At 64.5% G+C, this 13436-nt stretch carries 13 protein-coding genes and 1 tRNA gene; 10 read left to right on the forward strand and 4 right to left on the reverse strand.

Going from position 1 to position 13436, the window contains the following annotated elements:
- Positions 1–37: 37 nt before the first annotated feature.
- The 10 genes from thrS (at position 38) to TBU01S_RS13110 (ending at position 9423) form a co-directional block, all read left to right on the forward strand.
- On the forward strand, positions 38–1954 hold the full coding sequence (thrS, locus tag TBU01S_RS13065; protein ID WP_068637064.1) for a threonine--tRNA ligase: 1917 nt from the start codon (positions 38–40) through the stop codon (positions 1952–1954).
- 27 nt (positions 1955–1981) lie between these two features.
- On the forward strand, positions 1982–2503 hold the full coding sequence (gene infC, locus TBU01S_RS13070; protein WP_083953600.1) for a translation initiation factor IF-3: 522 nt from the start codon (positions 1982–1984) through the stop codon (positions 2501–2503).
- 141 nt (positions 2504–2644) lie between these two features.
- The gene (rpmI, locus tag TBU01S_RS13075; protein ID WP_002923845.1) at positions 2645–2842 is read left to right on the forward strand and encodes a 50S ribosomal protein L35; all 198 of its coding nucleotides are present in this window, start codon (positions 2645–2647) and stop codon (positions 2840–2842) included.
- Positions 2843–2854: 12 nt separating this feature from the next.
- Positions 2855–3214: a 50S ribosomal protein L20 gene (gene rplT / locus TBU01S_RS13080; protein ID WP_004333413.1), complete on the forward strand. Its 360-nt coding sequence runs from the start codon at positions 2855–2857 to the stop codon at positions 3212–3214.
- A gap of 111 nt (positions 3215–3325) precedes the next feature.
- Positions 3326–4357, forward strand: a complete 1032-nt coding sequence (locus tag TBU01S_RS13085) for a phenylalanine--tRNA ligase subunit alpha (protein WP_068637066.1) — start codon at positions 3326–3328, stop codon at positions 4355–4357.
- 64 nt (positions 4358–4421) lie between these two features.
- Entirely contained in the window at positions 4422–6812 is a 2391-nt protein-coding gene (pheT, locus tag TBU01S_RS13090; protein WP_068637067.1) for a phenylalanine--tRNA ligase subunit beta, read from the forward strand.
- A 1-nt stretch (position 6813) separates the two neighbouring features.
- On the forward strand, positions 6814–7122 hold the full coding sequence (locus TBU01S_RS13095) for an integration host factor subunit alpha (protein WP_068637068.1): 309 nt from the start codon (positions 6814–6816) through the stop codon (positions 7120–7122).
- Positions 7103–7483, forward strand: coding sequence for a MerR family transcriptional regulator (locus tag TBU01S_RS13100; protein WP_068637069.1), 381 nt, complete (start codon positions 7103–7105; stop codon positions 7481–7483). Before TBU01S_RS13095 ends, TBU01S_RS13100 begins: the two co-directional genes overlap by 20 nt.
- 78 nt (positions 7484–7561) lie before the next feature.
- Positions 7562–7638, forward strand: a tRNA-Pro gene (locus TBU01S_RS13105).
- A gap of 261 nt (positions 7639–7899) precedes the next feature.
- Positions 7900–9423 carry a Fic family protein gene (locus tag TBU01S_RS13110; RefSeq protein ID WP_068637070.1) on the forward strand — a complete coding sequence of 508 codons (1524 nt, stop codon included), beginning with the start codon at positions 7900–7902 and terminating at the stop codon, positions 9421–9423.
- Positions 9424–9547: 124 nt separating this feature from the next.
- Here the strand turns inward: TBU01S_RS13110 and TBU01S_RS13115 are convergent, their stop codons facing one another.
- From TBU01S_RS13115 to gspM, 4 genes are all read right to left on the reverse strand, one after another.
- Positions 9548–10345 (reverse strand): hypothetical protein, encoded by a 798-nt coding sequence (locus TBU01S_RS13115; protein WP_068637071.1) that lies wholly within the window; start codon positions 10343–10345, stop codon positions 9548–9550.
- Positions 10311–12395, reverse strand: coding sequence for a type II secretion system secretin GspD (gene gspD, locus TBU01S_RS13120; RefSeq protein ID WP_157659138.1), 2085 nt, complete (start codon positions 12393–12395; stop codon positions 10311–10313). Before gspD ends, TBU01S_RS13115 begins: the two co-directional genes overlap by 35 nt.
- Positions 12388–12903: a hypothetical protein gene (locus tag TBU01S_RS23890; RefSeq protein ID WP_068637073.1), complete on the reverse strand. Its 516-nt coding sequence runs from the start codon at positions 12901–12903 to the stop codon at positions 12388–12390. The genes gspD and TBU01S_RS23890 overlap by 8 nt, the downstream gene beginning before the upstream one ends.
- Positions 12893–13436, reverse strand: a 544-nt coding sequence (gspM, locus tag TBU01S_RS13130) for a type II secretion system protein GspM (protein ID WP_157659139.1), incomplete at its 5' end; no start/stop codon positions are given. The genes TBU01S_RS23890 and gspM, both read right to left, overlap by 11 nt.

Consider the following 13436-nt stretch of genomic DNA (forward strand, 5'->3'; position numbering starts at 1 on the left):
CGATTTCGCCGGGCAGACACTGCCAGAGACTACTGCCATGCCCAACATCACGCTTCCCGATGGTTCCGTCCGCAGCTTCGACCATCCGGTGACCGTTGCCGAGGTCGCGGCGTCCATCGGTGCCGGGCTCGCCAAGGCCGCGCTGGCCGGGCGCGTCGGCGGGCGGCTGGTGGATCTGTCGCACCGCCTCGACACCGACGCCGAACTGGCGATCATCACCGACAAGAACGAGGACGGCCTGGACATCATCCGCCACTCCTCCGCCCACCTGCTGGCGCACGCGGTGAAGGAGCTGTTCCCCGATGCCCAGGTGACGATCGGGCCGGTGATCGACAACGGCTTCTACTACGACTTCTCGTACAAGCGCCCCTTCACGCCGGAAGACCTCGCCGCGATCGAAGTCCGCATGGCCGAGATCGCCAAACGCAGCATCCCGGTCGAGCGCGAAGTGTGGCCGCGCGACAAGGCGGTGGAGTTCTTCAAGAGCATCGGCGAGCACTACAAGGCCGAGATCATCGCCTCGATTCCGCAAGGCGAGGACGTCTCGCTGTACCGCCAGGGCGACTTCATCGACCTCTGCCGCGGCCCGCACGTGCCCTCGACCGGCAAGCTCAAGGTCTTCAAGCTGATGAAGCTGGCCGGCGCCTACTGGCGCGGCGATTCGAAGAACGAGATGCTGCAGCGCATCTACGGCACGGCATGGACGAAGAAGGACGAGCTCGACGCCTACCTGCACATGATCGAGGAGGCCGAAAAGCGCGACCACCGCAAGCTCGGCCGCCAGCTCGATCTCTTCCACCTGCAGGACGAGGCGCCGGGCATGGTGTTCTGGCACGCCAAGGGCTGGACGCTGTGGCAGCAGATCGAGCAGTACATGCGCCGCACGCTCGGCGAGCACGGCTACCAGGAAGTGAAGACGCCGCAGATCGTCGATCGCTCGCTGTGGGAGAAGTCCGGCCACTGGGGCATGTACGCCGACCTGATGTTCACCACGCAGTCCGAGAAGCACGACTACGCGGTCAAGCCGATGAACTGTCCGTGCCACATCCAGATATTCAACCAGGGCCTCAAGAGCTACCGCGACCTGCCGCTGCGCATGGCCGAGTTCGGTTCCTGCCACCGCAACGAGCCGTCCGGTTCGCTGCACGGCATCATGCGCGTGCGCAACTTCGTGCAGGACGATGCGCACATCTTCTGCGCCGAGAGCCAGGTCCAGGCCGAGTCGGCCGAGTTCATCCGGCTGCTGCAGAAGGTCTATGCCGATTTCGGTTTCAACGACGTGCTGGTCAAGCTGTCGACGCGGCCGGACAAGCGCGTCGGCACCGACGAGCAGTGGGATGCCGCCGAAGCCGCGCTGGCGGCGGCGCTCGATGCGCAGGGCCTGGCCTACGAGCTGCAGCCCGGCGAAGGCGCCTTCTACGGGCCGAAGATCGAGTTCTCGCTGAAGGACAGCCTGGGTCGGGTATGGCAGTGCGGCACGCTGCAGCTCGACTTCAACCTGCCGGTGCGCCTCGGCGCGGAATACGTCGACGAGGACAACACCAAGAAGGTGCCGGTGATGCTGCATCGCGCGGTGCTCGGCTCGCTGGAGCGCTTCATCGGCATCCTGATCGAGAACCACGCCGGCGCGATGCCCTTGTGGCTGGCGCCGGTGCAGGCGGTGGTGATGAATATCTCGGAAGGGCAGGCGGACTATGCCGCCGAAGCGGCGGCCAAGCTCAGGAAAGCGGGTTTCCGCGTCGAAGCCGATTTGCGCAACGAGAAGATTAACTATAAAATCCGCGAACATAGCGTGCAGAAGCTGCCCTATCAGATCGTCATCGGCGACAAGGAAAAGGCGGCTGGCTTGGTAGCCGTGCGTGCCCGGGGTGGCCAGGATCTTGGCCAAATGTCCCTCGATTCGCTGATCGAACGCTGGCTTCGCGAAGTTGAAGCGAAGGCCGGCACGGTCTGATTTTTGGTTTTCGTGGAGAGTTGAACCATCGCTCAAGAGAAGAAGCAGCGCGTCAATAGGGAGATCAACGCGCCCGAAGTCCGGCTGGTCGGTGAAGAAGGTGAACAGCTTGGAATCGTGTCCCTGAACGCAGCCCTGAACATGGCCGAAGAGGCCGGGCTGGATCTGGTCGAAATCGCGCCGATGGCCGCACCGCCGGTCTGCAAGCTGATGGATTTCGGCAAGTTCAAGTATCAGGAACAGAAGAAGGCCCACGAAGCCCGACTCAAGCAGAAGCAGGTGCAGGTCAAGGAAGTCAAGCTCCGCCCCGGCACCGACGAGAACGACTACCAGATCAAGCTTCGCAACCTGAAGCGCTTCCTGGAAGAAGGCGACAAGTGCAAGGTGACCTTGCGCTTCCGCGGCCGTGAGATGGCTCACCAGGAGTTCGGTCTGCGTCAGCTCGAACGCGTCAAGGCCGACCTGGAAGACCTGGGCCAGGTCGAGCAGATGCCGAAGATGGAAGGGCGCCAGATGATCATGGTCATCGCGCCGAAGAAGAAACACTAAGCAGCACGGAATTTGCCCCGCAAGGGCAAGACCGGCGGGCAGCGAAGGCCGCCCGCCGGAAAACAAGTGGTGCCGGGTATGGAAATGCGTCGGGGCTCATCGGCGCTACCTGGTGTCATCCAAAAACATGGAGTCTCAGCAATGCCCAAGATGAAGACGAAGAGCGGCGCCAAGAAGCGCTTCAAGGTCCGCTCGAGTGGCGGGATCAAGCGGTCCCAGGCGTTCAAGCGCCACATCCTGACCAAGAAAACGACCAAGGCGAAGCGTCAGCTGCGCGGCATGACCGAAGTTCATGCGGCCGATGAAAAGCTGATCCGCGCCATGCTTCCGTACGCTTGATAGGAGACCGCAATGCCTCGCGTTAAACGTGGTGTAACCGCCCGCGCTCGTCACAAGAAAGTCCTTTCCCAGGCCAAGGGTTATCGCGGCCGTCGCAAGAACGTCTATCGCATCGCCAAGCAGGCAGTGATGAAGGCCGGCCAGTACGCCTACCGCGACCGTCGTCAGCGCAAGCGCCAGTTCCGTACCCTGTGGATCGCCCGTATCAACGCCGCCGCGCGTGAGCTGGGCCTGACCTACAGCACCTTCATGAACGGCCTGAAGAAGGCTGCGATCGAAGTGGACCGCAAGGTGCTGGCCGACCTGGCCGTGTTCGACAAGCCCGCTTTTGCGGCGATCGCCGAACAGGCCCGGGCCAAACTCGCTGCGTGATTCGACGCAGCCCGAAAAAAGGAGGCCTGGCCTCCTTTTTTTTCTTCTGAATCTCGCTTGCACGGCCATCCACAGCACTTGCAGCACATCGCAACCCGGCAGGGCACGGATATGGAACACCTGGATCAACTGGTTCAACAGGCAGCCGCCGATTTCGCCGCGGCGGCCGACAGCGCCCAACTCGAACAGGCCAAGGCACGCTATCTCGGCAAGAGCGGTTCGCTGACCGAGCGGCTGAAGTCGCTCGGCAAGCTGGACCCCGATGCGCGGCGTGAAGCCGGCGCAGCCATCAATGCCGCCAAGACCGCGATCGAGGCCGCACTCGAAGCGCGCCGCAACGCGCTGCGCGAAGCCGCGCTGCTGGCCCAACTGGCCGCCGAGGCGCTGGACGTGACGCTGCCCGGACGTGGCGCGGTGTTGGGCGGTCTGCACCCGGTGAGCCGCACGCTCGAACGCATCGAGCAGCTGTTCGGCTCGATCGGCTTCATCGTCGCCGACGGCCCGGAAATCGAGACCGACTGGCACAACTTCACCGCGCTGAACACGCCGGAAAAGCACCCCGCGCGTTCGATGCACGACACCTTCTACCTGGAAGGCCAGGACGAGGTGCTGCTGCGCACCCACACGAGTCCGGTGCAGATCCGCGCCATGCAGGCGCACGTCGAGCGCTACAAGGATTGCGGCACCCTGCCCGAGCTGCGCGTGATCGCGCCGGGCCGGGTGTTCCGCGTCGACTCCGATGCGACCCACTCGCCGATGTTCCACCAGGCCGAAGGCCTGTGGGTGGGCGAGAACGTCAGCTTCGCCGACCTGAAGGGCGTGATCGCCGACTTCCTGCGCAAGCTCTTCGAGACCGACGACCTGCAGGTCCGCTTCCGGCCGTCCTTCTTCCCCTTCACCGAACCCAGCGCCGAGATCGACGTCGCCTTCATGAGCGGCGCGCTGGAGGGGCGCTGGCTCGAGATCGCCGGCTGCGGCATGGTCCACCCGAACGTGCTGCGCTTCGGCGGCATCGACCCCGAGCGCTACACCGGCTTCGCCTTCGGCATGGGGCCGGATCGCCTGACGATGCTGCGCTACGGCGTCAACGACCTGCGCCTGTTCTTCGAAGGCGATCTGCGCTTCCTGAGCCAGTTCCGCTGACCAGTGCCGGCAGCGCGTCCATCGGCGGCGCCTGCCTCATCGAATTCTTCCGGGTAATCGAATCATGCAATTCTCCGAACAGTGGCTGCGGACCTTCGTCGATCCGCAACTCGACAGTGACGCGCTCGGCCACCTGCTGACGATGGCCGGCCTCGAAGTGGAAGAGGCCGAGCCGGCTGCGCCCGCCTTCTCGGGCGTGGTCGTGGCCAGCATCGTCGAGGCGGAAAAGCATCCGAACGCCGACAAGCTCAAGCTGTGCAAGGTCGACGCGGGCGGTGGCGAGCTGCTGCAGATCGTCTGCGGTGCGCCGAACGCCGCCGCCGGCATGAAAGTGCCGTGCGCCAGGGTCGGCGCCGTGTTGCCGGGCGGCTTCGCCATCAAGGCGGCCAAGCTGCGCGGCGTCGAGTCCTTCGGCATGCTGTGCTCGGCGCGCGAGCTGGGCCTGTCGGAAGACCACGGTGGCCTGTATGCGCTGCCCGAGGATGCGCCGGTCGGCTGCGACATCCGCGACTACCTCGGCCTCGACGACACCTTGTTCACGATCAAGCTGACGCCGAACCGTGCCGACTGCCTCAGCCTCGAAGGCGTGGCGCGCGAAGTCGCGGCGATCACCGGTAGCGCGCTGCGCAAGACCGAAGTCGCGCCGGTCGCCCCCAGCCACGATGGCCGTCGTGCGATCGTGCTCGACGCCCCCGAAGCCTGCCCGCGCTACTGCGGCCGCATCCTGCGCGGCGTCGATGCCAAGGCGCCGACGCCGGACTGGATGGTCACGCGCCTGGCGCGCAGCGGCATCCGTGCGATCAGCGCGCTGGTGGACGTCACCAACTACGTCATGCTCGAACTCGGCCAGCCGCTGCACGCCTTCGACAATACCAAACTGCAGGGCGCGATCCACGTGCGTTACCCGCGTGAAGGCGAACAGGTGCTGCTGCTCAACGAACAGACGGTGATGCCGGCCGCCGACACGCTGCTGATCGCCGACGAGGCCCGCGCGCTGGCGCTGGCCGGCATCATGGGCGGCGAAGACAGCGGCATCACGCTCGACACCAGCGAAGTCTTCCTCGAAAGCGCCTTCTTCGCGCCGGATGCGATCGCCGGCCGCGCACGTGCCTACGGTTTCGGTTCGGACGCTTCGCACCGCTTCGAGCGCGGCGTCGATTTCGAACTCCCGCGCCGCGCGCTGGAGCGTGCCACGCAGCTCATCATCGACATCTGCGGCGGCGAGGCCGGCCCGGTCGAGGAAGCGCTCGCCGCCGACAAGCTGCCGGCACGCCAGCCGGTACGCCTGCGCACTGCGCGCGCGCGCCGCGTGCTCGGCATCGACCTCGACGATGCCGCGATCCAGTCGTTGCTCGAACGCGTGCATCTGGACGTCCGGCGCGACGGCGAGGACTTCGTCGTCACGCCGCCGTCGTGGCGCTTCGACATCGAGATCGAAGTCGATCTGGTCGAGGAACTCGCCCGCCTGCACGGCTACGACAACATTCCCGCAGTGGCGCCGCAAGGCGGCCTGATGATGCTGCCGAGCACCGAGCATGCCCGCCCGGTGTGGGCAGCGCGCCACCTGCTGGCCGCGCGCGGCTATCAGGAAGTGGTCAACTTCGCTTTCGTCGAGGAAGCCTGGGAGCGCGATTTCTGCGCCAACGAAGACCCGATCCGCCTCGCCAACCCGATCGCCAGCCAGCTCAGCGTGATGCGCTCCAGCCTGATCGCCGGCCTGGTCGATACCATGGCCACCAACCGCAAGCGCCAGACCGAGCGCGTGCGCGTGTTCGAAGTCGCCCGCGTGTTCGAGCGCAAGGCCGACGGCGAGCCGGTGGCCGGCTTCCACCAGCCGATGCGCATCGCCGGCCTCGCCGCGGGCTCGGTGCTGCCCGAGCAGTGGGGCGAGCGCAGCCGGACGGTCGATTTCTACGACGTCAAGGCCGACGTCGAAGCCCTGATCGCACCGCGCAGCCTGAACTTCGTGCGCCTGTCCCATCCGGCCCTGCACCCCGGCCGCGCCGCCAGCGTATCGCTGGATGGCCGCGTGATCGGCATCATCGGCGAACTGCATCCGGTGTGGGTGCAGCGCTACGATCTCGGCACCGCGCCGGTAGTGTTCGAACTCGAGCTCGACGCCGTGCTGGGCGCGCGCATGCCGGCCTACAGCGAGATCTCGCGCATGCCGGCGGTGGTGCGCGACCTGGCGCTGGTGCTGGGCACCGACGTCACTGCCGAACGCGTCATCGACGCGCTGCGCCAGGCCGCGCCGGCGGTGGTGCGGGAAATCACCCTGTTCGACGTCTATCAGGGCAAGGGCATCGAGCCCGACCGGAAGAGCCTTGCCTTCAGGGTGTCGATGCAAGATACTCAGCGCACGCTCGAAGACGCTGAAGTGGATGCCGTCATGGCAGGTTTGGTGAAGCAGGCCGAAACCGTGCTCGGTGCCCGCCTGCGTGGTGCAGGAGGCTGACATGACAACGCTGACCAAGGCGGAACTGGCCGAGCTGCTGTTCGAGCAGGTCGGTCTCAACAAGCGCGAAGCCAAGGACATGGTGGAGGGCTTCTTCGAGGAGATCCGGATGGCGCTGGAGCGTGGCGACAGCGTCAAGCTGTCGGGCTTCGGCAACTTCCAGTTGCGCGACAAGCCCCAGCGCCCCGGACGCAATCCCAAGACTGGCGAAGAAATCCCGATCACCGCGCGGCGGGTGGTCACTTTCCATGCCAGCCAGAAACTGAAGGCAGCCGTGGAGCAACTCAGCGATGCAAGCAAGCAACCCTGAAATCGGCGCGGAACCGCTGCCGCCGATTCCGGCCAAGCGTTACTTCACCATCGGTGAAGTGAGCGAACTGTGTGGCGTCAAGCCGCACGTGCTGCGCTACTGGGAGCAGGAGTTCACCCAGCTCAAGCCGGTCAAGCGCCGCGGCAACCGGCGCTACTACCAGCACCACGAAGTGCTGCTGGTCCGGCGTATCCGCGAGCTGCTGTACCAGGAAGGCTTCACCATTTCCGGCGCGCGCAACCGCCTGGGCGAAAGCGCGATCCAGGAGCAGGAAAGCAGGATCGAGGCGGACCAGTATCGCGCGCTGGTGGCCGAGATCCGTGCCGATGTCCAGGCCTTGCTCGCAGACCTGCGCGCCTGAGCGTCGGCAAGGCTGCCATATCGCCAGTATCAAAAAACTGGCAAATTCTGAAGCCGCTGCTATAATGGCGGCTTGTGTCGGGGCGTAGCGCAGCCTGGTAGCGCACTTGCATGGGGTGCAAGGGGTCGCGAGTTCGAATCCCGCCGCCCCGACCAAAAGAATCAAGCACTTGGGCCAATCTTCGGATTGGCCCAAGTGCTTTTTGCGCGCTTTCCCAAAATTCCCCCACATTTCCCACCGCTTATGCCCCCGGCGGGCCGCATGCTCAAGCCAATATGTCGCCCCAGTTTCACTGATCATGGGCCGGAAACGAAAATCGTGTTGGTAGAATGTAGATGTTTTTGGGGGGATAAAAAAATAAATAGATGATTTTGTAAAGAAGTAGACGATGCGCTGCAACTTCTGGTCTTCTGTATATGACTCATCTCCATCTTGGTTACGAAGCACTCATTCGCAAGTATCAATTGCGGGTGCCTCCATTGCGCTGCGTCTATGCGGCCACGGAGCGGGCCATCGGCTCCCGGACCGTCAGTGCGGATGGAGAGGAGCGTATCGAGCTACCCCTTCAGCGTATCAGCGACACTGAAACACTGGCAGGACAGCTCACTTTTGCGTTCAAGCGGGAGCACCTCGATCTGACTGTGCTTGGGGCGCTCTTCGAGGTGCCCGAGGTACGCGAAGCCATCCAGGCTTGGCTGCGCGACAAGCCCAGTTCCAAGTACTCACGGATGGCCGGTCACCTGGCGGCATGGCTTACGGGCCATGAGTTCGAGTACAGCTTGCCGGCGGGCAGCCCGCGAGTACCCCTGCTGGATCCGGCCGCTTACGTCGTCGGGCCGGCTGTTCCCGATCCCAAGTTCGGCATCGTGAGCAATCTCTTGGGTGACAAATGGTTCAGCCCGCTCATTCGGCGTACCGAAAAATTGGAGAAGTGGCTTGCCGCAGGACTTGCGAGCAAGGTGGGAGAAACCTTCCGGGCCATCGAGCCGGAGATGCTCGCGCGGGCCGTGGATTACCTCTATCTCTCCGAGACGCGCTCGACCTACGGCATCGAGGACGAGATTCCGGACAACAATCGGGCGGCCAGATTCAGGCACTTGCTTGAACAGGCTGGCGAACCCGGGCCGCTTACCGAGGACCAACTCGGCGAGTGGCAATCCCGGATCGTGAATGCCCGGACGGCAGAATACCGATACCGCGACGGCCAGAACTGGCTTTCGCGGGCCGGGCGGCTCAGGAACATCGCCGATTTCATTCCGGCGCCGCCGGAGCTGGTGAGGTCGATGATGGAGGCCGTGGCCCGGCTGGCGCAGATCGCCGCGGCGGGCAAACTGGACCCGGTATTGGCCGCAGCGTGTGCAGCATTCGGCTTTGTGTTCGTACACCCCTTCTGGGATGGCAACGGCAGGCTTCATCGATTCTTGCTGCATCACATACTGCGCCAGACAGGCTTCACCCCGGCCGGCGTGGTGCTGCCCTTGTCGGCCCGGATGCTGAAGCAACTGGACCGCTACTCGGCGCTTCTCAAACGCTACTCACGCCCCCGCACCGAGTTGCTCGACTATGCCCTCGACGGGGACAGCGCCACGATCCACGTGCGCTCGCCGCAGCCCTTGTGGCTTTATGCCTACCACGATTTCACGGAGATCTGCGAATTCATCTACGAGTGCTGCCAGGCATGCGTGGAAGAGGATTTGCAGGCCGAAATCGTTTACCTGCGCGCGCACGACGCGACGGTACGTGATCTGGAATCCTGGCTCGACCTGCGCCAGGCGGCGCTCCACACCCTCATCGACGTCATCGTGCAAGGCAAGGGGGTGCTCTCCAAGCGCAAGCACAAACTGGTAGAGGGGCTGCCGGATGAGGATGTGGCCCGCATCGAGGCGACCGTGGCCAAGCACTTTTCCGCGTACATCGACCACCAGACGCCATCGAGCTAGGTGTTCTCCAGCATTGGCCGCCAAGGAAGCTGAAACCGAGCCACGCCTGCTGTGACGGGCTTCGACAGGTGGGCGATGTTCCTGGCTCGGACCCGGCTGGTGGGACTGTATGAAGGAGCTTCGCTCAAAATGGGCAGGGCTTGTCGAAGGCCCCGACGATGCGCTGCCGGCTTCTCACGAGATGGCTGGGTTCGATCTGGCCAGTGATCGTCACTTCGACGGAAAATCCGTCTGCACCGCCGGGGGCGCTCTCGGAAAACACGTTCACCCTGAACGTGGAGCCGAGCACGCCATGGGCGGAGTCCTCGCTCATGACGGATCGTGCGCCGGACGACGTGCCGGACCTTGATCCGGCAAGTTCGGCAAGACGCTTCGACGCATGCCGCAGGTCGGGCTCCGTCCGTCCGGAGTGGAGCGTGACGTAGGGGTACAGGCAGGCGAATGAGCTGTCGTCGAGGCCGAGCATGGCCTGCAGGTCCGCATAGGTCGCGGGACGAAGGACGTCTGCGGATTGGGTCGCCATGCCGCCCGGCTTCTGTCGTCCCTGCGGTATGGCGAGCCCCGCCAGCAGCCGGCCGAATATCGCTGGGTCGGACGTCACGGGGTCGACGAGCCCAGCCACCTGCTGAACCGACACGCTGACGAACTGCTGATCGATCTGCACGCGTCGGGTGACGATGCCGTCGCCTATCCAGGCGCTTCTGTCTCCGTTGACCAGGAGGTCATGGATGGCAAGCTCGACTGCCGACTCATGCACCAGACGGGTCCGGAGCCGCTGTTCCGAGATGGACAACTCCTCCGATGAGTAGAAAACGGCGGTCATCGAGCCAGCGGCGAGGGTGGCGGCGACAAGCAGCAGCCACAATGCATGCAGCAGGACGAAGCCCTCACTGCGGGCGCGACGGGGCAAGGGGGAGGGCATGCTCGGCCAGCCTGGAAGCGGTTTCGAGGCCATCGACCAGCGCATCGACGACCGATTGTGTCTCCATCTGGTTGCGCATCACATGCGGCACCAGAAGCACCACCAGTTCGGTGCGGCGGGTGTCGGACGTGTTGTTCCGGAAGAAGTTGCCGACGACCGGGATGTCCTTCAGCAGCGGCACGCCGCTGTTGCCCATCCCGCCGCTTTCGCGGATCAGGCCGCCCAGCGCCACGGTGAAGCCGTCGCGGGTGGCGATGACGCTGTGGATTCTCCGCCGCTGGATGGTGGGCGAGTCGATGCCGGACGATGTCGTCTGCGCCACTTCGCTCACCTCCTGCATGACATCCAGGATCACGTTTCCATTGTCATTGACGCGTGGCGTCACTTCCAGGATGACGCCCGTATCGCGCATCTGGATCGTGCTGATGACCGGTGCGCCCGAAACATCCGTGCCCTGCGAGGTCTGGGTGACGATCGGCACCTGGTCGCCGACCTGCAGGCTCGCCTTCTGGTTGTTCAGGACGGAAATCTTCGGCGCGGAGAGAATCTTGACCTCGGTCTTGGACTGCAGCGCGTTCAGCACGATGCGGGCGTTCGCCTTGCCGGTATAGACGTAGGAAAACCCCGGAAATTGTGAGGCCACGGCGCCGGATTCGGCGGCGCTCAAGGTCACCGTGTTCTCGCTCGAGTCGAAGAACCACTGCACGCCGTAGCGCAGGTTGTTGTTCAGCGTGACTTCCGCCAGAAAGGCCTCGATCATCACCTGCCTGGGCAGTACGTCGATCTGGGCCAGCGCTTCCTGGATGACGCGGTATTCATCTTCGGTACCGTAGAACATCAGCGAATTGTTTTCTTCGAGCGCAACGAGCCGGCCGATGTTCGACTGAGCACTGGCCGTTCCGCTCGCCTGCAGGTCGGCAGGCACGGTCGAAGGCGGGAAACGTTCCGTTTCCGTGCCGGCGATGGTCACGGCGGCGGTTGCCGCCATCTCGCCGGTCAGTACCTGGCGCAGGGATGCGACCAGGTCCTTCGCACTGCCGTTCTGCACGTTGTAGACGAAGATCCGCTGGCTGCCCGTCTTCGAGATGTCGAGCCGCCCGATCCATTCACCCAGCAGATCGAGGTCGGACCTGTTCCGTGCCACGCCAAGAACGGCCTGCATGCGTTCGAGCGGCACGAGCCGCACCCGCGTCGTGAACAGGTCCAGCTTGCCTTGGAAGATCTGCTGGAGTTCGTTGACGATCGTTTCGGGCCGGCTCTGTGCAAGCCTGTACATGGCGAAGGTCATGCCCTTGAGCCAATCGACGTCGAAGTTCTCGATGGTACGCAGCACGGCGCCACGATCCTGGCTGCTGCCGGCGATCACGAGATGGCCGTGCTGGGTATCGGCCTGCAGTACCGTGCCTTTCGGTACGAAGGTGTCCAGGACGGCCTGCATGTCCTTCGCATTGACGTAGCGCAGCGGAATGATCTCCACCGCGTAGCCCGGAACGGGCGGCATGGACGCCGCCAGGCGCTGGGCCGGGCGCACGCGCTGCGGCGCCTCGCTCCACGGCACCACGCTGACGCTGTTGCCATCCTTCAGCAGCACGGCCGAGACTGTCCCCAGCGCGGCCTCCAGCGCCGACAGCAGCGATGCCTGCGAAGCCGGGCGGCTGGTCCGCAGCGTGATGCGGCCCTGTACTTCGGGCGAGACGACGTAGTCGAGTCTGAGCATGTCACCGAGCACCGCATCGATCACGCCGCGAATGTCGGCCTCGTTGAAATTGAGCTCGAAGCGCTCGCCGCCACCGCCGGGGCGTGCGGTGCTGCCTGCCCGGGCGGGAGCCGGTTCTTCACGGCCGGATTCGAAATATTCCGTGACGAGCCCCCGGGGTGGTTCTGGATCGGTTACGGCGGACTGAACCGCGTTGCCGTTCGTCTCCATGGCAGCAGCCGGAATCCGCTTCCATGGTGAAATGCGGGCAGGTTCGGGTGCGGCTGTGGTCGAGCAGGCGCTGAGTCCTGCCAGAAGCGCAATGCCGATGATGAACGGGGTGAGCTTATTCATTGGGTGGAAGCCCTGAATGGGTGATGGGCGGCCGGAGCTGGATGGTGATGTCTGCGGGAGGCGGGGACTCGGCGCTGGAGTTCGTTTGCTGGCGGAGCCGCACGGCATTCGGCGCGATCGAGATGACACGCCACTCACCGAACACCTCGCCGCGTGGCACCAGCCTGCGCTCGGCCGTGTCGTTTTCCAGCAGCACCAGGCGAGCCCGGCCGCCTGCACCGACGATGCCGACGAGGCGCGGCGGCTGCGGCGGAGAGCTGGCTGCGGTATCAGCGGAGAGCGAAATTTCGGGACGGCTACGGGAAGGTGAAAACAGCGGTGCCCGCACCAGCATGTCCGGTAGCACCTCAGGCCAGTGGCTGCCGCCTTCGACGGCATCCGCCATGTCATGCTGCGTGGTCGAGGCTGGCAGATCGGGGGTGCCGAGCGCGACCCAATGCAGCAGGACGAAGGCGGCGAGTGCGCAGATGTTGCAGGCGATGAGCGCCACGGTCTGCTTACTCGGCATCGACTTCTTCCGTGGATGAAGGCGTCGGCACTTCCGCGCCGAAGCCCGAAACACGCAACTCGATGGAGAGCGGCAGCAGTGCCGAATCCGGCCCTGAAGCAGAAGACAGGATCACTGCGCGGTCGACCGTCAGCAGCGGCCGGTGATGGGCGAAGGCCGCCAGCAGCTGAACCAGCTCGGTTTCCGGTGCAGTCACTTTCAAGTCCACCGAGAATCGGGTCAGAGGCCCTTGTGCTTGAGGCTCGGCAGCCCGTAGTTCATTCAGCTCGACGCCGGCGCCACGGACCAGCTCATCCACGGCACTGAGGACTGCTGCGCCGTCCGTGCGCGACCGAAAAACCCACGCAGCAACCTCGTGCGACTGGCGTGCCAGTTCATCGGGTGCCAGTACATCGTTTGTGGCTACCAGCAGCCGCAGGCGCTGCAGTTCGAAACGGGAGTCGTCCAGGCGCTCGATGGCAGCGGTGGTGAGCGTGTGCAGGGGACGGATCACAAGCGACCACGCCATGATCAGCGGGACGCAGCCCAACACG

The sequence above is a fragment of the Thauera butanivorans NBRC 103042 genome (assembly GCF_001591165.1).
Lineage (GTDB): Bacteria > Pseudomonadota > Gammaproteobacteria > Burkholderiales > Rhodocyclaceae > Thauera > Thauera butanivorans.

What these genes read in the sequence shown, in the direction of transcription:
- thrS (WP_068637064.1), top strand. Translation starts at nt 38, where the DNA reads ATGCCCAACATCACGCTTCCCGATGGTTCCGTCCGCAGCTTCGACCAT.
- TBU01S_RS13095 (WP_068637068.1), top strand. Translation starts at nt 6,814, where the DNA reads ATGACAACGCTGACCAAGGCGGAACTGGCCGAGCTGCTGTTCGAGCAG.
- TBU01S_RS13100 (WP_068637069.1), top strand. Translation starts at nt 7,103, where the DNA reads ATGCAAGCAAGCAACCCTGAAATCGGCGCGGAACCGCTGCCGCCGATT.
- TBU01S_RS13110 (WP_068637070.1), top strand. Translation starts at nt 7,900, where the DNA reads ATGACTCATCTCCATCTTGGTTACGAAGCACTCATTCGCAAGTATCAA.
- TBU01S_RS13115 (WP_068637071.1), bottom strand. Translation starts at nt 10,345, where the DNA reads ATGCCCTCCCCCTTGCCCCGTCGCGCCCGCAGTGAGGGCTTCGTCCTG.
- gspD (WP_157659138.1), bottom strand. Translation starts at nt 12,395, where the DNA reads ATGAATAAGCTCACCCCGTTCATCATCGGCATTGCGCTTCTGGCAGGA.
- rpmI (WP_002923845.1), top strand. Translation starts at nt 2,645, where the DNA reads ATGCCCAAGATGAAGACGAAGAGCGGCGCCAAGAAGCGCTTCAAGGTC.
- TBU01S_RS13085 (WP_068637066.1), top strand. Translation starts at nt 3,326, where the DNA reads ATGGAACACCTGGATCAACTGGTTCAACAGGCAGCCGCCGATTTCGCC.
- rplT (WP_004333413.1), top strand. Translation starts at nt 2,855, where the DNA reads ATGCCTCGCGTTAAACGTGGTGTAACCGCCCGCGCTCGTCACAAGAAA.
- TBU01S_RS23890 (WP_068637073.1), bottom strand. Translation starts at nt 12,903, where the DNA reads ATGCCGAGTAAGCAGACCGTGGCGCTCATCGCCTGCAACATCTGCGCA.
- pheT (WP_068637067.1), top strand. Translation starts at nt 4,422, where the DNA reads ATGCAATTCTCCGAACAGTGGCTGCGGACCTTCGTCGATCCGCAACTC.